General features: G+C 42.6%; 21 protein-coding genes and 1 pseudogene. 15 read left to right on the top strand and 7 right to left on the bottom strand.

The genetic code is table 11. The annotated features are described in order from the left end of the window. Positions 1–5 precede the first annotated feature (5 nt). Positions 6–1,877: a monovalent cation:proton antiporter-2 (CPA2) family protein gene (locus L5B76_RS09270; RefSeq protein ID WP_265755183.1), complete on the bottom strand. Its 1,872-nt coding sequence runs from the start codon at positions 1,875–1,877 to the stop codon at positions 6–8. A 306-nt stretch (positions 1,878–2,183) separates the two neighbouring features. Here L5B76_RS09270 and L5B76_RS09265 point away from each other — a divergent pair. Then, positions 2,184–3,510: pseudogene (locus L5B76_RS09265) on the top strand (IS3 family transposase). A 77-nt stretch (positions 3,511–3,587) separates the two neighbouring features. On the opposite strand, the gene L5B76_RS09260 reads toward L5B76_RS09265, so the two are convergent. After that, complete coding sequence (locus tag L5B76_RS09260) at positions 3,588–4,592, bottom strand: YeiH family putative sulfate export transporter (RefSeq protein ID WP_265755182.1); 1,005 nt, start codon at positions 4,590–4,592, stop codon at positions 3,588–3,590. A 187-nt stretch (positions 4,593–4,779) separates the two neighbouring features. On the opposite strand from L5B76_RS09260, the gene ispF reads away from it, so the two are divergent. From ispF to L5B76_RS09225, 7 genes are read left to right on the top strand one after another with little or no spacing between them, the layout of a single operon-like run. Continuing rightward, a complete protein-coding gene (ispF, locus tag L5B76_RS09255) occupies positions 4,780–5,256 on the top strand; it encodes a 2-C-methyl-D-erythritol 2,4-cyclodiphosphate synthase (RefSeq protein WP_265755181.1) in 477 nt (158 codons plus the stop codon). 16 nt (positions 5,257–5,272) lie between these two features. Continuing rightward, positions 5,273–6,280: a tRNA pseudouridine(13) synthase TruD gene (gene truD, locus L5B76_RS09250; protein ID WP_265755551.1), complete on the top strand. Its 1,008-nt coding sequence runs from the start codon at positions 5,273–5,275 to the stop codon at positions 6,278–6,280. A gap of 8 nt (positions 6,281–6,288) precedes the next feature. Beyond that, positions 6,289–7,029 carry a 5'/3'-nucleotidase SurE gene (gene surE / locus L5B76_RS09245; protein ID WP_265755180.1) on the top strand — a complete coding sequence of 247 codons (741 nt, stop codon included), beginning with the start codon at positions 6,289–6,291 and terminating at the stop codon, positions 7,027–7,029. A gap of 33 nt (positions 7,030–7,062) precedes the next feature. Continuing rightward, on the top strand, positions 7,063–7,638 hold the full coding sequence (locus L5B76_RS09240) for a YqaA family protein (protein WP_265755179.1): 576 nt from the start codon (positions 7,063–7,065) through the stop codon (positions 7,636–7,638). 14 nt (positions 7,639–7,652) lie between these two features. Next, the gene (locus L5B76_RS09235) at positions 7,653–7,841 is read left to right on the top strand and encodes a hypothetical protein (RefSeq protein ID WP_103854175.1); all 189 of its coding nucleotides are present in this window, start codon (positions 7,653–7,655) and stop codon (positions 7,839–7,841) included. 13 nt (positions 7,842–7,854) lie between these two features. Further along, the gene (gene nlpD, locus L5B76_RS09230; RefSeq protein ID WP_265755178.1) at positions 7,855–9,072 is read left to right on the top strand and encodes a murein hydrolase activator NlpD; all 1,218 of its coding nucleotides are present in this window, start codon (positions 7,855–7,857) and stop codon (positions 9,070–9,072) included. Between the two features lies 1 nt (position 9,073). Further along, positions 9,074–9,454, top strand: coding sequence for a hypothetical protein (locus L5B76_RS09225; RefSeq protein ID WP_265755177.1), 381 nt, complete (start codon positions 9,074–9,076; stop codon positions 9,452–9,454). Positions 9,455–9,539: 85 nt separating this feature from the next. On the opposite strand, the gene rraB is transcribed toward L5B76_RS09225, so the two are convergent. The 5 genes from rraB to galT all read right to left on the bottom strand — a co-directional run bounded on the left by rraB (position 9,540) and on the right by galT (position 13,875). Next, entirely contained in the window at positions 9,540–9,980 is a 441-nt protein-coding gene (gene rraB / locus L5B76_RS09220; protein ID WP_268738889.1) for a ribonuclease E inhibitor RraB, read from the bottom strand. A gap of 84 nt (positions 9,981–10,064) precedes the next feature. Continuing rightward, entirely contained in the window at positions 10,065–10,463 is a 399-nt protein-coding gene (mscL, locus tag L5B76_RS09215) for a large-conductance mechanosensitive channel protein MscL (RefSeq protein ID WP_265755176.1), read from the bottom strand. A 115-nt stretch (positions 10,464–10,578) separates the two neighbouring features. Beyond that, positions 10,579–11,616 (bottom strand): galactose-1-epimerase, encoded by a 1,038-nt coding sequence (gene galM, locus L5B76_RS09210; RefSeq protein WP_265755175.1) that lies wholly within the window; start codon positions 11,614–11,616, stop codon positions 10,579–10,581. Continuing rightward, positions 11,610–12,767 (bottom strand): galactokinase, encoded by a 1,158-nt coding sequence (galK, locus tag L5B76_RS09205; RefSeq protein WP_265755174.1) that lies wholly within the window; start codon positions 12,765–12,767, stop codon positions 11,610–11,612. The genes galM and galK overlap by 7 nt, the downstream gene beginning before the upstream one ends. 64 nt (positions 12,768–12,831) lie before the next feature. Beyond that, positions 12,832–13,875 carry a galactose-1-phosphate uridylyltransferase gene (gene galT, locus L5B76_RS09200; RefSeq protein WP_265755173.1) on the bottom strand — a complete coding sequence of 348 codons (1,044 nt, stop codon included), beginning with the start codon at positions 13,873–13,875 and terminating at the stop codon, positions 12,832–12,834. A 220-nt stretch (positions 13,876–14,095) separates the two neighbouring features. Between galT and L5B76_RS09195 the strand changes: the two genes are divergently transcribed. The 7 genes from L5B76_RS09195 (at position 14,096) to pstA (ending at position 21,960) form a co-directional block, all read left to right on the top strand. Continuing rightward, positions 14,096–15,097 carry a substrate-binding domain-containing protein gene (locus L5B76_RS09195; protein ID WP_265755172.1) on the top strand — a complete coding sequence of 334 codons (1,002 nt, stop codon included), beginning with the start codon at positions 14,096–14,098 and terminating at the stop codon, positions 15,095–15,097. 145 nt (positions 15,098–15,242) lie between these two features. Further along, on the top strand, positions 15,243–16,235 hold the full coding sequence (mglB, locus tag L5B76_RS09190) for a galactose/glucose ABC transporter substrate-binding protein MglB (protein ID WP_115248999.1): 993 nt from the start codon (positions 15,243–15,245) through the stop codon (positions 16,233–16,235). Positions 16,236–16,287: 52 nt separating this feature from the next. Then, positions 16,288–17,805: a galactose/methyl galactoside ABC transporter ATP-binding protein MglA gene (gene mglA / locus L5B76_RS09185; protein ID WP_115249000.1), complete on the top strand. Its 1,518-nt coding sequence runs from the start codon at positions 16,288–16,290 to the stop codon at positions 17,803–17,805. An 18-nt stretch (positions 17,806–17,823) separates the two neighbouring features. Further along, positions 17,824–18,834 carry a galactose/methyl galactoside ABC transporter permease MglC gene (gene mglC, locus L5B76_RS09180; RefSeq protein ID WP_103853904.1) on the top strand — a complete coding sequence of 337 codons (1,011 nt, stop codon included), beginning with the start codon at positions 17,824–17,826 and terminating at the stop codon, positions 18,832–18,834. Positions 18,835–19,042: 208 nt separating this feature from the next. Next, positions 19,043–20,071: a phosphate ABC transporter substrate-binding protein PstS gene (gene pstS, locus L5B76_RS09175; protein WP_265755549.1), complete on the top strand. Its 1,029-nt coding sequence runs from the start codon at positions 19,043–19,045 to the stop codon at positions 20,069–20,071. Positions 20,072–20,155: 84 nt separating this feature from the next. Next, positions 20,156–21,106, top strand: a complete 951-nt coding sequence (pstC, locus tag L5B76_RS09170) for a phosphate ABC transporter permease subunit PstC (RefSeq protein WP_115250145.1) — start codon at positions 20,156–20,158, stop codon at positions 21,104–21,106. A gap of 2 nt (positions 21,107–21,108) precedes the next feature. Next, positions 21,109–21,960 (top strand): phosphate ABC transporter permease PstA, encoded by an 852-nt coding sequence (gene pstA / locus L5B76_RS09165; RefSeq protein ID WP_115250146.1) that lies wholly within the window; start codon positions 21,109–21,111, stop codon positions 21,958–21,960. The last annotated feature ends 6 nt before the right edge of the window (positions 21,961–21,966 follow it).

Below are 21,966 nucleotides of genomic sequence, written 5' to 3'. Positions count from 1 at the left end.
TTAACTTACTCCCCCGTTCGATTCTCTTCCCCTGGCTGCCAATCAACCTTGCCGCCTGCGAGCAGGGTGAGCATCATTGATTTGGTTTCTTGTTCGAGTTCTTTGGCGCGGGCGATCATTCGTTCGTTGCTAAATACGGAAATTTCAGGATCGTAAAGGCTTGCCATTTCAGCTAAGCCGTGGCGATCGCGGTGGTAGTAAAATTCTGCGATTTGTTTGGCTTTTTCTTTGTCCATTCCAAGCTGTTCTAAGGCTAAACGGCCGCTGCGGATCGCGGAGTCGAAAGTTTCTCGCACAATATTTCTTGCCCCAGCACGGTATAAATCATAAACATGGCGGCGATCATAAGCGCGGGTGATAATCGGTAAATTTGGGTAAAAGTGATGCGCAAAGTGGGCGATTTGTATGGCTTGTTCTTTGTCATCAAGGGCGATCACTAATAATTTGGCTTTCGCAATGCCCGCAGTTTCTAACAAGTCAGAACGTGAGCCGTCGCCAAAATAGGTTTTTAAACCAAAGCGCGATAAGCCTTCCACCAAGGTGGCATCGTAGTCAATAACCGTAGGCTTGTAGCCGCAACTCATTAACATTCCGCTGATAATTTGCCCGTAACGTCCGTGGCCGATAATAAGGACGTCATTTTGATCTTCAATAGTGTCGTTTTCGCGCTGTTGTTGGTGGCTTGCACGCGGTACGATCAGCTTATCGTAAGCAATAAATAAGAAAGGCGTGAGCAACATTGAAATGGCTACGGCAAGTAAGAGTTTGTCGGTGATTTCTCTTGGTAGAATGCCATTTTGTTGGCTGAAAGAAAGTAGCACAAAACCAAATTCTCCCGCTGGTGCTAGGCTTAGGGCGAATAAATTACGGTTAAGGCGATCCAAACGGAATATTAACCCCAGCCCCCATAAGACAATGGCTTTGATGAGAATAAATAATAGCGTGATGCCTAAAATCACCGTGAAGTCATTGAATAATAAGCTGAAATTAATATCTGCGCCTACGGTGATGAAAAACAAACCAAGCAATAAGCCTTTGAACGGTTCAAGATTGCTTTCTAGTTCGTGACGATATTCACTATTTGCCAATACCACACCCGCCAAGAATGTGCCTAAGGCAGGCGAAAGGCCGATAGCCGACATCATCGCTGCAATGCCGATCACCAATGCTAAGGCAAATGCGGTGAAAATTTCACGGGTTCTTGATGCGGCAATATAGCGGAAAATTGGGCGTGCGAGAAAATAGCCGCCAAAGATAATCGAACCAATCACACTAAAGGTGATCAGGGTTTTGACATAATTATTCACCCCGTCTAATAAATTGTCTGAATGTTGCTCCGCGCTATGCAGACTATCAATCAATTCAGGCGAAGCAAGCATTGGCAAGAACGCTAAAATCGGAATGATGGCAATATCTTGGAATAACAGCACGGAAAAACTGCTTTGTCCCCCGGGGCTATTCAGCAAATGCTTTTCCCCCAAGGTTTGCAACACAATCGCAGTGGACGACACCGCCAACACACAGCCAATGGCAATGCTCATTTCCCAGCTAAAATTAAGCAAATGGGCAATACCTGCAATCGCGCCAATAGATAGAATGACCTGCAAGCCCCCCAAGCCGAGCAATTTGGTGCGTAACGCCCATAGCATTTTAGGATCAAGCTCTAAACCGATTAAAAATAACATCATCACCACGCCAAATTCAGCAACGTGCTGCACGCGTTCGGTTTCCTGTCCGACTAAGCCTAAAATTGGCCCAATCGCCACCCCTGCCAACAAATAGCCTAGCACTGAACCTAATCCCAAACGTTTGGAAACTGGCACGGCCACCACGGCGGCAAAGAGATAGATAAACGCGGAAGTTAGTAATGATGTCATAATGGATTGTTGCCCTCATAGTGATTGATAAAATAGCATTAAGCCTAGCATAGAATAGATATTTCGCCAAAGATCTAGGCTAAATAAAAAGCTCAAAAATATACCGCACTTTTCTAATCAAAGAGAAAATGCTAAATACGCCGCCTGTTTGCGTCCATTGTTATCTCTGTTTGGCTTGATAAACGCAATGGTTGAAATCCATTAGAGTAGAAAGAAAGGGAAATGATGAGGTAAAAAAGTGCGGTGATTTGATCTGCACCCCAAAAGTTGGACTAAACAACCAACTGATTAAGGTGCAGATTTTTTATGACTAAATATACTCAACGTTTCAAACAACAAGTGCTCGACTTTTATCATCAAAATGGAAAAAACCGTTCGCTTACTCGCCAGTATTTTCAGCTTCCTCAAAGAACGTTAGCACGTTGGATTGCGAAATTTAATCATAATGGAATCAATGGATTAGCTGTGTTAGGTAAAAAACGATATTATTCTGTTGAGTTTAAATTAAAGGTTATTCAAGCTATCAAAAAAGGCCAGTGCTCCGCTGAAGCCGCCTGCTTTCGCTTTGATATCCCCAGTTCAGGGATAATTAGTCAATGGTTGCAACGCTTTGAAAAACAAGGTATAGATGGGTTATTACTCAAACCTAAAGGTCGTCCAAGTATGAAACTCAACTCGCCTAAAATGCCACCAACGCCCAAAACAGAAGAAGAACGCTTGCGTTACCGAATTTTGGAATTAGAAGCGGAGAATGCAATGCTAAAAAAGTTGCAGGAACTCAACCAACAAAAAATGCAGAAAAAGCCGTCATCGTAAATGCCTTACGCTCGCGTTTCCCGTTGGAATTGTTACTCAGGCTAATCGGATTGGCACGCAGTTCGTTCTTTTATCATCTCAAGCCAAAGGCAGATAAAAATGTAGTGATTTCACAGAAAATAGAGGAAATTTATCGCAAAAATGACGAAAATTATGGTTATCGTCGAATTACCTTGGAATTAAGGAAATACTTGATTATCAACCACAAAAGGGTGCTAGCGATAATGCAACGTTTGGGGTTAAAAGGAAAAAGTAAGCAGAAAAAATATCGTTCTTACCAAGGCAAAGTGGGACACATTGCCGATAATCTGTTGCAACGGGATTTTACGGCAACGATGCCGAATGAGAAGTGGGTAACGGATATCACCGAGTTCAAATGTGCGGAAGGCAAAGTGTATTTATCGCCGATTAAAGACTTGTTTAATAACGAAATTATTGCTTATGATGTGGCGAGAAGTCCGAATTTTGAGCAGATAACCAGAATGTTGACCCAGGCGGTGAACCGATTAGCGGGGAAAAACCGATACTGCATTCCGACCAAGGATGGCAGTATCAAATGATGGGTTATCGAGAGATATTGAAAAAACACGGTATTACGCAAAGTATGTCGAGAAAAGGCAATTGCCTTGATAATGGTGCGATGGAAAGCTTTTTCGGGCGATTGAAGACGGAATGTTACTTTGGCAAGCGGTTTAAAACCTTTGAACAGCTTGAAAAAGTGATTCACGAGTACATTCATTACTACAACAATGAGCGTATTCAAGTGAAGCTCAAAGGACTAAGCCCTGTGGAATACAGAACTCAGTCCTTGAATTAAATTAGAATATAGTCTAACTTTTTGGGGGCAGATCAAAATAAGGCGTTTTTTAAACGCCTTATTTTTATGCTCATAAATTAAATTTGTGCAAATAACAAGTTAATGGCCAATCCCCCGACAATTAACCAAATCCAAATGATCACACCTAATAATAGCGGTTTTGTTCCTGCTTGTTTGAGAGAGTTAATATTGGTGGTAAGTCCTAATGCCGCCATTACCATCATCAATAAAATACTATCAAGCTGAACCAAAAAACTCACCACGGCTTGCGGTAATACATTGAAAGAATTAAAAATTGCTACGCCAATAAATAATAACGCAAAATAAGGAATTACAATTTTGCCTTGTTGCTCCCCGCTTTCTTTGCGTAAAAAATAGGACAACGCAAGTAAAAGCGGTGCGAGCATCATCACGCGCAACATTTTAGAAATCACCGCAGTATCCGCCACTTGTGATCCAATATTCGCGCCAGCTGCATATACTTGCGCTACTTCGTGAATTGTCGAACCAATATAAATACCAAACGCCTGATCAGGCAAATAGGCTTGCAAATAAGGGTACAACACAGGGTAAAGAAACATACTCAGCGTGCCGAAAATCACGATCAATGCCACTGCCACAGAAACTTTATAAGATGGCGCTTTTACGATCGGCTCTGTCGCCATAATCGCCGCTGCCCCACAAATGCTACAACCTGCCGCGGTGAGCTGTACGATTTGACGATCGATCTTCAGCCATTTTATGCCCACCCAACAAGTAAGTAAAAAGGTTAAAATCAGCACGGTAGCATCAGCAAACAGCGCACTTAATCCCACTTGGCTAATATCCTGAAAGGTTAAACGAAAGCCAAACAGCACAATACCGCAACGCAGTAAAATTCCTTTCGCAAACAACACGCCAGCTTTCATTTGCGGTTCAATATAAGGATAAAAGGTATTACCGCCCAAAATCCCCAACACAATGGCTAAGGTCAAGGCACTAATATGCCACTGCACCGCCAACTGAGTTTGCGCAACCCAGCTCGCCAGCACACTAATTAAAACAGTTAATAATAAACCGGGAATAAGGGGGAGGTGTTTCATTGATTTCTCCATACAGCAAGGTTAGCGTTATACAGTAACGGATTTTTCTAAGAAGTAAATATCACAAGCAAATAAAAGTGCGGTCAAAAACTCACAAAAATCCCACCGCACTTAAATTATCCATTTTTGAATAGAGCTTGTGATGCTATAATCTTGCACTATTTTTGATCAGCGATTAGGAAAGAATATGATACGAATTGGGCATGGGTTTGATGTACACGCCTTTGGCGGTGAAGGGCCGATTGTGATTGGCGGGGTGGCAGTGCCTTATGAGAAAGGTTTGCTGGCGCATAGTGATGGCGATGTGGCGTTGCACGCTCTAACTGATGCCTTGTTAGGTGCGGTGGCGTTGGGGGATATTGGTAAATTATTCCCAGACACCGATCCGCAATATAAAGGGGCGGACAGCAAGGGCTTGCTGCAAGAGGCTTATTGTCAAGTGCAAGGCAAGGGCTATAAAATCGGCAATGTGGACGTAACCATTATTGCGCAAGCGCCGAAAATGCGTCCGCATATTGATAATATGCGAGCTGCCATTGCGCAGGTGTTAGATTGCGATGTGGAACAGGTGAACGTGAAAGCCACCACGAGCGAAAAGCTCGGTTTTACTGGGCGCGGCGAAGGGATCGCTTGTGAAGCGGTAGCGCTTTTGGTGAAGGCCTAAAATGCAAGAAAAAACAATGCAAGAATTAGCCTTTTTACAATCACAACCTACACAGCAAGCACGTTTAAAAGCCGAATGCGCGGATTTTATTGTCAAAGAAGAATTAGGCTACGAAATGGCGGGCGAAGGGGAGTTTGTTGCCCTTTATGTGCGAAAAACCGATGCCAACACACTGTTTGTTGGCGAAAAGTTAGCGGAGTTTGCGGGCGTTCCAGCGCGTAATATGAGTTATGCTGGATTAAAAGATCGCAAGGCGGTTACTGAACAGTGGTTCTGCTTACATATGGCTGGCCAGCCCACCCCTGATTTCAGCCAGTTTCAGCTAGAGGGGGTGGAAATGCTCAACGTAACACGGCATAACCGCAAAATTCGTACAGGCAGCCTAGACGGCAATCATTTTGAGATTTTATTGCGTGATGCGAAAGAAACAGAGGATCTCAAAGTGCGGTTAGAAAATTTAGCAAATTTTGGTTTTCCTAATTATTTTACTGAGCAACGTTTTGGCCGTGATGGGCATAATCTCACTCAAGCGATGCGTTGGGCGCAAGGCGAAATTAAGGTGAAAGATCGCAAAAAACGCAGTTTTTACCTTTCTGCCGCGCGCAGTGAAATATTTAATTTGGTGGTGTCCGATCGCCTCTCACGACAACTTTCGCAAACCGTTTTGCTTGGCGATATTATGCAATTAAGTGGTTCGCAAAGTTGGTTTAGCGTTGATGAAAATGAAGATCGCAATGAATTAAAAGTGCGGTTAGAAAATCGCGATATTTTTCTCACCGCCCCTTTGGTGGGGGAAGAGCCACAGCCTGCGAATGAATATGAAAACGCGGTTGTGCAGCAGCATCAAGCCATTCTCACTTTAATGCAAAAAGAACGAATGAAACCCAGCCGCCGCCCTTTAATTATGCACCCGCAAGATTTGCAGTGGACATTTTTACCCGAAGGGCTAAAACTGTCTTTTTCGCTCCCCGCGGGTAGCTATGCCACCGCGTTGGTTCGCGAATTAGTTACGCTTATTGAATAGGAAACACAATGAATATTTTACTCTCTAATGATGATGGCATTCACGCCGAAGGCATCAAAGCCCTTGCCAAAGAATTGCGTAAAATCGCACAAGTTACCGTGGTTGCGCCTGATCGTAATCGCAGCGCGGCGTCCAGCTCGCTCACCTTAGTGGAGCCGTTACGCCCAATGAAATTAGACAATGGGGATTACTGCATTAATGGTACGCCTGCAGATTGCGTGCATTTGGCGTTAAACGGTTTTCTTTCAGGACAAATTGATTTGGTGGTATCTGGCATTAACGCTGGGGTAAATTTAGGTGATGATGTGCTGTATTCTGGCACGGTTGCCGCTGCCTTTGAAGGCCGTCATCTTGGCTTGCCAGCCATTGCGGTATCCCTTGATGGGCGTCAGCATTATGAAACTGCTGCACGCATTGTGTGCGAACTTGTGCCGAAATTGCATAATCAATTACTGAAAAGCCGCGAAATCATTAATATTAATGTGCCAGATTTGCCTTATGAAGAAATTAAAGGCATCAAAGTTTGCCATTTAGGCTATCGCGCTGCGGCAGCGGAAGTGATTAAACAACAAGATCCCCGTGGCGACACCATTTATTGGATTGGCCCAGCAGGCTTGGCGGAAAATGAGCAAGAAGGCACGGATTTTCACGCAGTGAAAAATGGCTATGTTTCGATCACGCCAATTCAGGCGGATATGACGGCGTATCATTCACTTCAATCTTTACAAGATTGGTTAAAAAGTGAATAATATTTCGCTTTGCAAATAATTGAGGGTATGCCATTGAAAATATTTGGTGCGATGTACGATAAGGTGATGCAGTGGTCGGCACATCGCTATGCCACTGCGTGGTTAATGTTTACCAGCTTTATCGAATCCATTTTTTTCCCCGTTCCCACTGATGTAATGCTTGTGCCAATGGCAATGAAACGTCCAAAACAAGCGTTAAAGCTGGGAATTTATACCGCCATTGCTTCCGCGCTCGGTGGCGTGGTGGGGTATGGTTTGGGTTACTATGCCTTTGATTATATTCAAGAATATATCGTAAAATGGGGCTATCAAGGCCACTTAGACACAGCAATGTCGTGGTTTAAACAATGGGGCATTTTGGTGGTGTTTATTGCCGGATTTTCGCCGATCCCCTATAAAATTTTCACTATTTGCGCAGGCGTGATGCAAATGGCGTTTTTGCCATTTTTGCTGACTTCCGCTATCTCGCGTGCGGCACGCTTTATTTTAGTGGCGAAATTAGCCGCTTGGGGCGGTGAGAAATTTGCTCATAAATTACGCCAATCGATTGAATGGATTGGCTGGGCTGTGGTGCTTCTTGCTGTGATCATTTATTTCATTTTCAAATAAAAGTGCGGTCAAAAATGCAGAAATTTTTAATCTTATTTGCTTGCTTTTCTCTGTTAGGGGCTTGTTCATCAGAACCACAACAGCAAGATGAAAATGCCCTTCCACCAGGAATGATGCAGCCTGTGCTTGGCACTGGCGCAACGGAAGATGCCCAATGGCAACCGATTATTGAAAAACAACCTATGCCAGAATCAATGAATTAATAGAGGAACTCCAATGAAAAAATCATTTTTACTTTTACCTATTAGCGTGGCAGTGCTATCCGCTTGTTCATCGAGCGCACCAGCGCCTGTAGAAAGTGCTGATGGCGCATTACCACCAGGCACAATGCAGCCCGTAGATAACAACGCAGGCAATACTTGGGAGCCACAAATTCAACAACAAAGTATGCCAGCGACAATGACTGCACCAACGGCGCAACCAACTTATCAAGCGCCGCAGGTACAAACGCCACAAGTGCAAGCACCGCAGGTGGCCCAAGTGCAGCGACAAACAAATCAGGTGCAACAACAAGCAAACCAAGTGGTTCAACACACTAAAAAAACTGCAGCTAACACAGCAGCCAAAGCACAACAGGTTTCGCAAAATTTTGAGATTCCGCGTAACCCTGAAACCAATGCGCCAGATTACAGTAAAATCGACAAAGGCTTTTATAAAGGGAATACCTATAAAGTACGCAAAGGCGATACGATGTTCTTAATCGCTTATATTTGCGGCATTGACGTGAAAGAGCTTGCGGCAATGAATAATATGTCTGAGCCTTATACCTTAAGCGTGGGACAAACTTTGAAAGTGTCTAACGAAACCGTACCAGCGCCAACGCCAGTGAATACCACAAGCACAGCAAAACCTGCGGAAAAACCAGCTAAACCTGTTGAGCCTGCGGTAACCTATACACCAGGCCCTAACGGCACACAATATGGCTCTGACGGCTCAATTATTGGCCCAGTCAAATCAAATACTGGCACACCAGCACAAGCAGCCGCACAAGCGCCTGTAACGGTAACCCCGACTGCACCAGTTGTAGCAAAACCTGTGCAAACGCAAGCGCCAGCTGTATCAAATGTGGCGTGGCAATGGCCAACCAATGGTAAAATCGTGCAAGGTTTCTCCACTTCAGATGGTGGTAACAAAGGGATCGACATCAGCGGTTCGCGTGGTCAAGCAGTTAATGCCGCCGCAGCAGGCCGTGTCGTTTATGCTGGAAATGCGTTGCGCGGTTACGGAAATCTTATCATCATCAAACATAATGATGATTTCCTCAGTGCCTATGCGCATAACGAAAGCATTTTAGTAAAAGATCAGCAAGAAGTACGCGCAGGTCAGCAAATTGCCAAAATGGGCAGCTCTGGCACAAATAGCGTAAAACTTCACTTTGAAATTCGTTACAAAGGTAAATCCGTTGATCCTGTAAACTATTTACCAAGACGCTAAGATGAAAAAACCTATCACATTATCCTTGCTCAGTACAGCCCTGATAATGGGCTGTACTTCCCCTTCGTCAATGCCTTTAGTAGGCGCAGACCGCGATGAAAGAGGCTGCATTCCTTCTGCAGGCTACACTTGGTCAGAACTCAAACAGCAATGCGTACAACCTTTTTCCATTGCCGATATTCGTTTAACCGATCCTGAAAACCCAACCCTTGCGGTATATGTCATTCTTGCCGAAGAACAAGGCAAAGCCGAAGTTTTCTCAGCGAATTTACCAGAAAATTTAATTTTAGATGCAGTAAAAGGCGGCTATGCGGCAAAAGATAAAAGCCTTTATTTATTGAATATCAACAATCAGTGGGAAATTCGGAAAAAGGTGAGATAAGTTCGAAAATATCTAAAAAAATCCCCGCACTTTATAACCAAGTGCAGGGATTTTTTTACTTTATTTTTAAGATTAAACGATATGATTAGTGGTGGCTTGGGGCGTGTTCGTCTTCATCATCAAAATCGTCAAAAAACTCGCCGTCTTCGCCATATTCGTCATCGGTGGCGTTAGGATCTTCAAAATACGTTCCCCAACCATCATAAATGCCGTTGAATTTGCTGATCAATGGAAGCAATTCTTGCTGTTGGGCGGAAATGAGTTTGGCGTTTAATTCAATTTCGCTAATGGCATCAAAAGAAAATAAAGTCTTGCCATTTTCATCTTGAAACTCTTCTGCATCAGATACTTCGTAGCCCGCTTTAAATACATCAACCGCGATTTTTTCTAATTTTTCAAAATCATAATGACTAATGTGATGCTCAATAATATAAAGCGCGTTTGGATCGCTACCGTCTTCTAATAATTGTTGAATAATTTCTTCGGTTTCTTGCTGTAATTCTGCATTATCTGGAATGGCTTTCATTGTTTTCTCCTTGATTAAGAATGGGGAACAGTGGAGATAAAAAAATCTCCCTACGATGAGGGAGATTATAATAGAAAGTGCGGATTATTTTTTCAATAAATCGCGAATTTCTGTTAATAATTTTTCTTCATTTGAAGGCTCTGCTGGAGCAACAGGTGCTTCTTCAACTGGTTTTTTCATTTTGTTGATACCTTTGATTACTAAGAAGATTGCGAACGCAATAATCACGAAATCAACGATATTTTGTACGAATACACCGTAGTTTAAAGTTACTGCTGGCGTTTCGCCTACCGCTTGTTTTAACACGATGTGTAAATCTTTGAAATCCACGCCGCCAGTGAATAAACCTAAAACAGGCATAATTACATCAGCAACTAATGAACTTACGATTTTACCAAATGCACCACCGATAACCACACCGACAGCCATATCAACAACATTTCCACGCATTGCAAATTCGCGGAATTCTTTCATAAAACTCATAAAAAGCTCCTAAGGTTAAAAATGAGAGAGAAATTAATTAAGGAGCGGCTATTATAGGAATAAAAATTAAGATGTACAGAAATATTTTAATTTTTATTCGCTTATTTTATTTGTTTTATGTCGCGTTTAAATTGCACTGGAATTGATAGTTTATCCATTGCTTGTAAGGCCGATTTTTCTTACCAATGCCGCCATATTTTTGCCATTCTGGGTGATTTGGGGTATCTGGCAGACATTCTGGTTCAAGGGCAATGCCTTGATAATCTTGGTAAGTATAGCCTAGGCGATTTGGCGTGCCAGCCAGATAATTCCCTGTGTAAACTTGTAATGCAGGTTGTGAGGTGGAAAGGGCAAGGGTAAGCTGGCGATTGCTGGAAGTCAGTACCGCGCAAGGTTGTGTGCCATTGAGTAAAAAGGCGTGATCATAGCCTTTGGTGAGCTGCTGTTCTTGCTGTAAGAAATCTTGTGCGAGCGTTTTTTCTTGGCGGAAATCAAAACTTGAGCCTTGCACCGCTTTGAGTGGCGCATTCGGAATGCCTTGTTCGTCCACGGGTAAAAAATAGTCCGCATTCAGTTGCAGAAAATGCCCGCGCACGTCCGCGCCTTGGCGTGCATTATCTAAATTAAAATAGGCGTGATTGGTGAGATTAAGCGGTGTGTCTTCATCACTTAGTGCTTCAAATTCAATGTGAACGCTATTTTGTTCCGTTAAGCGATAAGTGGTTTTCACTTGCACATTGCCGATAAAACCTTGATCGCCATCTGGCGAGAACAGAGAAAATTGGACAAAATTATCACCGCACTTTTCCACTTGCCAACGACGTTTATCAAAGCCTTCGCCGCCGTGAAGTTGGTGTTTGCCTTGATTGGCGTTAAGGTAAACCGTTCTGCCATTTAAACGAAAACGGCTGTTGGCAATACGGTTGGCATAACGCCCCACGGTTGCACCTAAATAGGCTTGTTGTTTTAGATAATCAGGCACTTGCGCTCCCAATAGCACTTCTTGTAAGCCACCATTCACAGGTACTTGGCAAGAAAGCCAAGTTGCGCCCCAATCCATTAATTGAATACACATTCCTTGTTGATTGGTTAGGGTAAATAGCTTGAAGGGCTTGCCATCTGGCGCAAGCCCTGTGTGAGATTGTCTTAACATACGGCGACCCCTTTTGAGGCGGTACAAACATAGAAATCTTCTTTTAATCCCGTTTGTTTTTCATAGTTTTCTGCGATGATATTACGCACGGCGTCCACCTTATCCAACGGCGCCACCACCACGATACAACCACCAAAGCCACCGCCTATCATTCTTGCGCCGCCTGTGTTACCCACGGCAAGTTGGGCTAGTTCCACCAAGTAATCAATTTGTGGCACGGTGATCTCGAAATCATCGCGCATTGAATCGTGGGATTGTGCCATTAATTGCCCAAGTTTCGTGAGGTCGCCTTGTTTTAAGGCTTCCACTGCGGCAAGCACGCGTGCGTTTTCGCTAACAACGTGTCTGGCACGTTTTGCTACGATAGGATCAAATGCGGTGAGTTTTTCTTCCATTTTTTCGAATTGTTCTACGGACACATCACGCAAGGCTTTCACACCAAAAAATTCTGCCGCTTGTTCACATTGCGCGCGGCGTGTGTTGTATTCACCAGCCACTAAATCGTGTTTAACGTGCGAATTGACAATCATCACTGCCACATCATTAGGAACAGGGGTTGGCTGAGTTTCAAGGCTGCGGCAATCGATCATTAATAAATGATCTTTTTGTCCAAGGGCGGAGATCAGCTGATCCATATTGCCGCAATTCGCGCCTACGAATTTGTTTTCTGCTTGCTGTCCAATTAACGCCAGCTGGGTATCGCTGAGTGGAAGTTGTGCGAGCTGTTGACAGAATTTTCCCACCGCCACTTCAAGCGAAGCAGAAGAACTTAACCCCGCAGAAAGTGGGACGTTACCACTAATCACTAAATCAGCCCCTTGTTTGAAGTCAGGGCATTGCGCTTGAATAAATTTCACCACGCCACGCACATAGCCTGTCCATTTGTGGGCGGGATTAGGCTCAATGGGCTTGGCAAGATCAAATTCGTCAAACTCATCAAGATCGGCGGCATAAACACGGAAAAGGCTGTCATCACGCTTTGCACCGCATACTGCTGTGCCGTAATTAATCGCGCAAGGCATTACAAAGCCGTCATTGTAATCCGTATGCTCGCCGATAATATTGACACGCCCGGGGGCATAAACACGCAGATCAAAAGTGCGGTGGAATTTTTCGGAAAATAATTGTTCTGCTCGTTGTTGTGGGTTCATCAGTTGTCTCCTTCGATTTAGTGGTTGTCGATAATTCATTGTGCATTTGAGTTATCAACAGATCCTAGCGTAGTTTGTAATGAATATCGCTTAAGGCACGTAATCGTTCTGCCGCTTGTTCTGCGGTGAGATCGCGCTGGCTTTCGCCTAGCATTTCATAGCCCACCATAAATTTTCGCACCGTGGCGGAGCGTAATAATGGGGGATAAAAATGCGCGTGCAGTTGCCAATGATCATTTTCTTTGCCATTAAATGGGGCAAAATGAAAGCCCATTGAATAGGGGAAAGAGGTTTCAAACAGGTTGTCATATTTGGTGGTGAGCAACTTCAAGGCAAGCGCCAAATCTTGCTGTTGTTCAGGGCTGAGCTGGGCGAAATTTTTAATATGAACTTTTGGCAGTAATAAGGTTTCAAAAGGCCATACAGCCCAATAAGGTACAAGGGCAACCCAGTGTTTGGTTTCCACCACAATGCGTTCTTTCAGCGCTAATTCACGTTGCACATAATCCACCAATAGCACAGAACCGTGTTTTTCAAAGTAACGTTGTTGCGCTAAATCCTCTTGCGCCACTTCATTCGGCAGAAAACTGTTTGCCCAGATTTGTCCGTGTGGGTGCGGATTGGAACAGCCCATTGCCGCCCCTTTATTTTCAAAGATTTGCACCCAAGGATAACGCTGCCCTAGCTCGTTAAGCTGAGCTTGCCATACGTCAATCACATCAACAATTTCTTCCACCGTGAGTAATGGTAAGGTTTTGCTGTGATCTGGTGAAAAGCAAATCACACGGCTTTCCCCTTCCGCGGCGGCAGTTTGGAAAAGGGGATCATCACTCGGCGCGGGGGCTGGCGTTTGTTCTAACAAGGCGGAAAAATCATTTTTAAACACAAAGGGTTTGCGGTAATCTGGGTTTTGTTCGCCTGTAATGCGCTTATTGTTTGGGCAAAGGTAACAGCTTGGATCATAGCTCGGTTTTTGCGTTTCTTCATTTTTTTCTTGCTGACCTTGCCATGGACGTTTTGCTCGATGGGGAGAAACCAATACCCAGCGATCGATAAGCGGATTATAGCGGCGGTGTGGATGATCTGCCGCAACAAATTGTTCAGACATAATGTTCTCCTTAAGTGAAAATATGAAAGCGGTTACAAAAATAAACTGCTATAAAATAGCAGATTGCCAAAAATAAACTATTAACTAGATCACAAATTGAGAAAAAAAGTGTGATTTTTTTGTGATGTAGTTTTCATTTTTTAAAGTAAGCGTTTTCAATCACAGAAAATTCTTTATATGATAAGTGCGGTGTAAATTTGCAGCGTTTTTAGGGGAGAAGATGATTACCATTCGTGATGTAGCAAAACAAGCGGGCGTTTCAGTGGCAACAGTTTCGCGCGTGTTGAATAATCATTCTTCCGCCAGTGAAAAGGCACGCCTTGCAGTGCAAAAAGCGGTGCAGGAATTGGGCTATCACCCGAATGCTAATGCGCAAGCCCTTGCCTTGCAAAACACTGACACCATTGGCGTGGTGGTCACGGACGTTACTGATCCTTTCTTTGCGATTTTAGTGAAAGCAGTGGATAAAGTGGCGGAACAGCACAACAAAAGCATTTTGATCGGCATTGGCTATCATAATGCGGAAAAGGAACGTAATGCCATTGAAACCTTGCTACGCAAGCGTTGTAGCTGTTTGGTGGTTCACACCAAAGCCTTGAGTGATGAAGAACTTAGCCAATATTTAAGCCGCATTGCGGGAATGGTGGTGATTAATCGCGTGGTACAAGGCTATGAAAATCGTTGCGTGAGCCTAGATAACACCAAAGGTACGTTTATTGCTACGGAAAATTTAATCCGCCTTGGGCATAAGCACATCGGTTATATTGGTTCAAATCATAAAATTAATGATGAAAAAGAGCGTATTCAAGGCTATCTTAATGCCCTTGCGCAGCACAATTTGCCGATGGCGGAACATCGCATTGCGCACAGCTCACCGGATTTTGAGGGGGGCGAGCAGGCGATGATCCATTTGTTGAGCTACAATTCTGATCTAACTGCCGTGGTGGCCTATAACGACACAATGGCGGCAGGCGCAATTTCGGTGCTGAATGAAAACAATATCAACGTGCCGAAACAATTTTCCATTATCGGCTTTGATGATATGCCCATTGCTCGTTATCTGATTCCTAAGCTCACTACCATTCGCTATCCCATTGATTTAATGGCAACTTATGCTGCAAATCTGGCGTTAAGTTTGGTGGATAACCGCATTAATACGCCAATTCATACCCAATTTAATCCCACCCTAGTCAGACGATTTTCCACAGAACCCTGCGATTAATTTATGATCACCGTCACATTTTTGAATATTTTTTTGTAATCGTTTCCATTAATGTGAGAGGGATCACAGTCTTACAGTTTATTTTCTTATATGCTTAATTGCGCTAGAGGTAAATTTTCCACTAAACAATTAAGGAGCTATCCCTATGAAAAAAATCTCATTAAAAATCACCGCACTTGCTTTAACCTTGGGGCTTGCTGGTACTGTTGCTCAAGCAGCGAATCGTGTGGGGGTAACTATTTATAAATACGATGACAACTTTATGTCATTAATGCGTCAAGAAATTGACAAAGAAGCCAAACAATTTAAAGACATTGAATTGTTAATGAACGATTCGCAAAATGCCCAGTCGGTGCAAAATGACCAAGTTGATGTGCTGATTTCTAAAGGGGTGAAAGCCCTTGCGATTAACCTTGTGGATCCAGCGGCTGCACCAACCATTATTAAAAAAGCACAGTTAGAAGATGTGCCAGTGATTTTCTTCAATAAAGATCCTGGTGCAAAAGCCATTGGTAGTTATGAGCAAGCTTATTATGTAGGGACTGAGCCGAAAGAATCTGGCGTGATCCAAGGCCAATTAATTGCGAAACACTGGAAAGCTAACCCTGCCTACGATTTAAATAAAGATGGCAAAATTCAATATGTATTATTGAAAGGTGAGCCAGGCCACCCAGATGCGGAAGCGCGTACTAAATATGTGATTGAAGAGTTGAATAAAAACGGCATTGAAACCGAACAACTCTTTATCGACACCGGAATGTGGGACGCGGCATTAGCCAAAGATAAAATGGATGCGTGGTTATCAAGCCCGAAAGCCAACGAAATTGAAGTGATTATTTCTAACAATGATGGTATGGCAATGGGCGCGTTGGAAGCCACCAAAGCACACGGTAAAAAATTACCAATCTTTGGTGTAGATGCCTTGCCAGAAGTGTTACAGCTAGTTAAAAAAGGCGAAATGGCAGGTACAGTGTTAAACGATGGTGTAACACAGGGTAAAGTGATCGTGCAATTTGCCGATAACCTAGCAAAAGGTAAACCAATTGCAGAAGGCACAAACTGGAAATTAGAAAACAAAGTATTGCGTATTCCTTATGTAGGCATTGACGCAGACAACTTAAATGATTTCTTAAAATAATTTTATTGGCATATAGGGGAAGGCTTTCTTCCCCTTTTCTATGGGGTTGGCTATGACAGAACACACACCAAATACCCAAGAAGTCTTGCTTACAATGACCAATGTAAGCAAAACCTTTCCGGGCGTTAAAGCTTTAGACCGGGCAAATCTCACCGTGCGTTCTCACTCAGTACACGCATTAATGGGGGAAAACGGTGCGGGCAAATCCACCTTGCTGAAATGCTTATTTGGCATTTATGCTAAAGACGAAGGTGAGATTCTCTTTTTAAATCAACCAGTTAATTTTAAAACATCAAAAGAAGCACTTGAAAATGGTATTTCAATGGTTCACCAAGAACTCAATCTTGTGCGCCAGCGTAATGTGATGGATAACCTTTGGCTTGGACGTTATCCACTAAAAGGTGTGTTTGTCGATCACGCCAAAATGTATCGTGACACCAAAGCCATTTTTGATGAATTGGATATTGATGTTGATCCTAAAGAAAAAGTGGCAAATCTCTCTGTTTCACAAATGCAAATGATTGAAATTGCAAAGGCTTTTTCTTATAACGCAAAAATTGTGATTATGGACGAACCCACTTCATCGCTATCTGAAAAAGAAGTGGAGCATTTATTTAAAATCATCGAAAAGCTCAAAGAACGCGGTTGTGGAATTATTTATATTTCGCACAAAATGGACGAAATTTTCAAAATTTGCGATGAAATTACCATTTTACGCGATGGCAAATGGATCAACACCGTGCCAGTCAAAGGCAGCACGATGGACGAAATTGTGGCAATGATGGTAGGGCGTGAACTTACGCAACGTTTCCCTGAAAAAACCAACCAGCCACAAGAAGTGATTTTAGAAGTGGAACACCTAACGGCACTGAACCAACCTTCTATTCAAGATGTCAGCTTCCAGCTTCGTAAAGGGGAAATTCTTGGCATCGCAGGACTTGTTGGAGCAAAACGCACGGACATTGTGGAAACCATTTTCGGCGTGCGTGAACGTAAAACGGGCGAAATTAAATTGCACGGAAAAACAATGAAAAATCGCACCGCACTTGAAGCCATTAATAACGGTTTTGCGTTGGTCACGGAAGAACGCCGTTCCACAGGGATTTATGCTAACCTAAATATTGAATTTAACTCATTGATTTCAAATATGAAATCTTATTTAGGGCGGCTAGGTTTGCTAAGTGGCGAAAAAATGAAAAGCGACACCCAGTGGGTGATCGATGCAATGAACGTGAAAACGCCATCGCACAAAACCACCATCGGATCGCTTTCGGGCGGAAACCAGCAAAAAGTGGTTATTGGCCGTTGGTTGCTCACTCAGCCTGAAATTTTAATGCTTGATGAACCAACACGCGGCATTGATATTGGGGCAAAATTTGAAATTTACCAACTGATTATGGAACTCGCTAAAAAGGACAAAGGCATTATTATGATTTCTTCTGAAATGCCAGAGCTTCTAGGCGTAACCGACCGAATTTTGGTAATGAGTAACGGAAAAGTGGCGGGCATTGTTGAAACCGCAAAAACTTCGCAAGAAGAAATTCTGCAACTTGCAGCGAAATATCTCTAATTTAGAAGGAAATGAATTATGTCAGCTTTAAAACAAAATAAATCGCTAGATTTCCTTAAGCAAAATGCTATTTACTTTGTGCTGTTGGTACTTCTTGGCATTATCATTATGCAAGATTCCAGCTTTTTGAGTTTAAGAAATTTTAGTAATATTCTTACCCAATCTTCTGTGCGTTTAATCATCGCCCTTGGTGTGGCAGGCGTGCTGATCACACAAGGGACAGACTTATCCGCAGGACGTCAAGTGGGGCTTGCCGCGGTAATTTCAGCCACATTGCTACAAGCAATGGATAATATGAATCGCGTCTTCCCAAATTTAAGTGAAATTCCTATTCCTGTGGTGATTCTTACCGTTTGTGTGGTGGGAGCAATTATTGGCTTAGTAAACGGGATCGTCATCGCTTATCTTAATGTAACGCCATTTATTGCCACAATGGGAACGATGATCATCGTGTACGGGATCAACTCGCTTTATTATGATGCAGTGGGATCATCACCAATTGCAGGTTTTAACGAACAATTCTCTACCTTTGCGCAAGGCTTTTTCCGCTTAGGTAGCTTTAAACTTTCCTACATCACCATTTATGCGGCCATTTGTGCTGTGTTTGTGTGGGTGTTATGGAATAAAACACGCTTTGGTAAAAACATCTTTGCCATTGGTGGAAATCCAGAAGCGGCGCGTGTTTCAGGGGTAAACGTAACCCGTAATCTTGTGGCTATTTATATGATTGCAGGGGTATTTTATGCCTTTGGCGGTATGCTTGAAGCAGGGCGTATCGGCAGTGCCACTAATAACCTTGGTTTTATGTATGAACTTGATGCCATTGCCGCTTGTGTGGTGGGCGGCGTGTCCTTCGCTGGTGGTGTGGGAACGGTGCTTGGTGTGGTAACTGGGGTATTGATCTTCACCGTGATCAACTATGGTTTAACCTACATTGGCGTAAACCCATATTGGCAATATATTATCAAAGGTAGCATTATCATCTTCGCCGTAGCCATTGACTCGCTTAAATACGCGAAGAAAAAATAATTCTATTCCTACCAATAAAAATACAGAAAAAACCACCGCACTTAGGGAAAAGAGCGGTGGTTTTTTGTTGTTTTTTATTATTCGACTAAGAGAAAAATTTTTGCAATAAATTCAATATTGTCATCAAACTGTAATATTGTTTTCTTAAACTTCTCGTTGCCAAATAACTGGCAAGTTAAATAATGGAGAGAGCAATATGAAAAAATCTATGCTGAAGATTTTTACCGTATTAGGCATATCAATGAGTTTCTTGGCGGTGGCAAAAGCCCAAACAATCACAGGGGCAGGTGCTTCCTTTCCTTATCCCATTTATGCAAAATGGGCATCACTTTATGAAAAAGAAACGGGCAATCGCGTTAATTATCAATCTATTGGCTCTGGTGGCGGACAGCAACAAATCATTTCAAAAACCATTGATTTTGGCGCATCAGATGATCCAATGAAATCCCATCTTCTTGAAAAACATCAGCTTTTACAATTCCCTGCGATCATTGGTGGAACAGTTCCCGTGATTAATCTGCCTGAGATTTCCGCTGGGGATTTAAAACTCTCAGGCGAATTATTGGCAGACATTTTTTTAGGCAAAATAAAAAAATGGAACGATCCTGCGATTGCCAAGCTGAATGAAAATCTAGCCCTACCTAATAAAGATATTATTGTAATTTATCGTTCAGATGGTTCAGGAACGACATTTGGCTGGACGAATTATTTATCTAAAGTTTCGCCAGAATGGAAAGAAAAAGTTGGCGAAGGCAAATCAGTAAAATGGCCGGTAGGACAAGGTGGCAAAGGCAATGAAGGTGTTGCCGCCTATGTTGGTCAAATTAAATATTCGGTGAGTTATGTGGAATACGCCTATGCTAAACAAAATAATTTGGCTTGGGTTACGCTACAAAATAAAGCGGGAAAATTTGTTACACCATCAAAAGAAAGCTTTACTTCAGCCGCAGCGAATGCGAAATGGAATGAAGTGGACAATATGGGCGTGATCTTAACCAATGAAGCTGGGGAAAACTCTTGGCCAATTACGGCGGCAAGTTTTATTTTGTTACATAAACTGGCGGATAAACCTGCATCAACCAAAGGGGTGTTAGACTTTTTTGATTGGGCATTTAGCCAAGGGCAAGAGGCAGCCAGCGAACTTGATTATGTACCGCTACCAGAAGCTGTTGTTCAACAAATTAAAACCAAATGGCAATCTGAAATTAAAGATGCACAGGGTAAGACTGTTTATTAAAGTGCGGTCTATTTTTTGATAATTTTATGCGCTTAGCGGGCGATGAGTAATAAACTGCTAAGCGCTAAGATGAATGGCTTGTGTATGAAAAATCTTAATGCTCAATGTAGTAAACAAAAAATCTTTGAATTTGTTTTTCATAGTTTAACCCGATTTTTTGCCTTTATTGTTCTTATTATGCTGGCTTCCATTTTGCTATCGTTAATTTATGGCAGCTGGGATTCGATTCAACAATTTGGCCTTGCCTTTTTATGGACTGATGAATGGAATCCAACGCAAGATATTTATGGTGCCATTGTGCCTATTGTAGGGACGTTGATTTCGGCACTTTTTGCGTTAATCATTGCTGTGCCAATATCTTTTGGGATTGCGACTTTTTTAATCGAGCTTGCGCCAGAGAAATTAAAGAAACCGATTAGCATCGCCGTGGAGATGTTGGCGGCCATTCCTTCCATTATCTATGGAATGTGGGGGCTGTTTGTATTTGTGCCATTATTTCAAACCTATATTCAACCGCATTTGATTGATACCCTTGGGGATATTCCTTACCTTGGCGCATTATTTTCTGGCGCGCCCTTTGGCGTTGGATTATTCACCGCAGGATTAGTGCTTGCCATTATGATTATCCCATTTATTGCGTCAATTATGCGTGAAGTATTCTCTGTTGTTCCACCTATGCTAAAAGAATCCGCATATGGACTAGGTGCAACCACTTGGGAAGTGGTTTGGCACATTGTATTACCCTACACCAAAACAGGGGTGATTGGAGGAATTATGCTGGGGCTTGGGCGAGCATTAGGGGAAACGATGGCGATTACATTCGTAATAGGAAATTCCTTCCATTTGCCAAGTTCTATTTTTTCACCAAGCACTTCCATTGCCTCAGCAATTGCCAATGAATTTAATGAAGCGGCAGGCCTACAAAAATCTTCATTAATGGAATTAGGATTGATCTTATTCTTAATTACTACTTTGGTACTGGCTTTATCTCGCATTTTAATTGCTCGTATGACCTTAAAAGAAGGAAAACGCTAATGATGAATAATGAGATGACTGCGCGCTTTAAACAGCGAAAATGTATCAATAATTTAATGATTGGTGTTGCCATACTGGCGGTGATTTTTGGTTTATTTTGGTTATCTTGGATCATTATCACCTTAATCATAAAAGGGATTCCCGCATTTTCATTTGAATTGTTTTTAGAAAAAACGCCAGGGCCAGGTGAAAAAGGGGGATTGCTTAACGCCATTATTGGCTCGACACAAATGCTCATTGTTGCCTTATTTATCGGCGCGCCAATCGGTGTTTTGGCTGGAACTTATTTAGCTGAATATGGCAGATTTAGTAAATTAGCCACAATGACCCGTTTTTTAAATGATATTCTGCTTTCTGCACCATCAATTATTATTGGATTATTTATTTATTCTATTTATGTTGCACAAGTGAATCATTTCTCTGGTTGGGCGGGCGCATTGGCATTAGCTGTAATTGTGATTCCGATTGTAGTGAGAACAACGGAAAATATGCTTGTACTTATTCCGAATAATCTACGCGAAGCAGCAATTTCGCTGGGTTGTCCACGTTGGAAAGTGATCACAATGATTTGCTATAAAGCAGTAAAATCAGGGATTCTAACTGGGATTTTATTAGCTGTGGCGCGCATTGCAGGGGAAACTGCACCACTACTTTTCACCGCCCTTTCCAATCAATTTATCTCATTTAATATGAACGAACCAATGGCAAATTTACCGGTTGTGATTTATCAATATGCCGCAAGCCCATTTAAAGATTGGAATGAATTAGCTTGGGCTGGAGCAAGCCTAATTACTGTGTTTGTACTCAGCTTAAATATTTTTATTCGCTTTTATTTTTCGAATAAACAAAAATAGGGGACT

The sequence above is a fragment of the Avibacterium sp. 21-594 genome, from assembly GCF_026226815.1.
In the GTDB taxonomy this organism is placed as follows: domain Bacteria; phylum Pseudomonadota; class Gammaproteobacteria; order Enterobacterales; family Pasteurellaceae; genus Avibacterium; species Avibacterium avium.
This window is presented reverse-complemented; position numbering and strand designations above follow the sequence as displayed.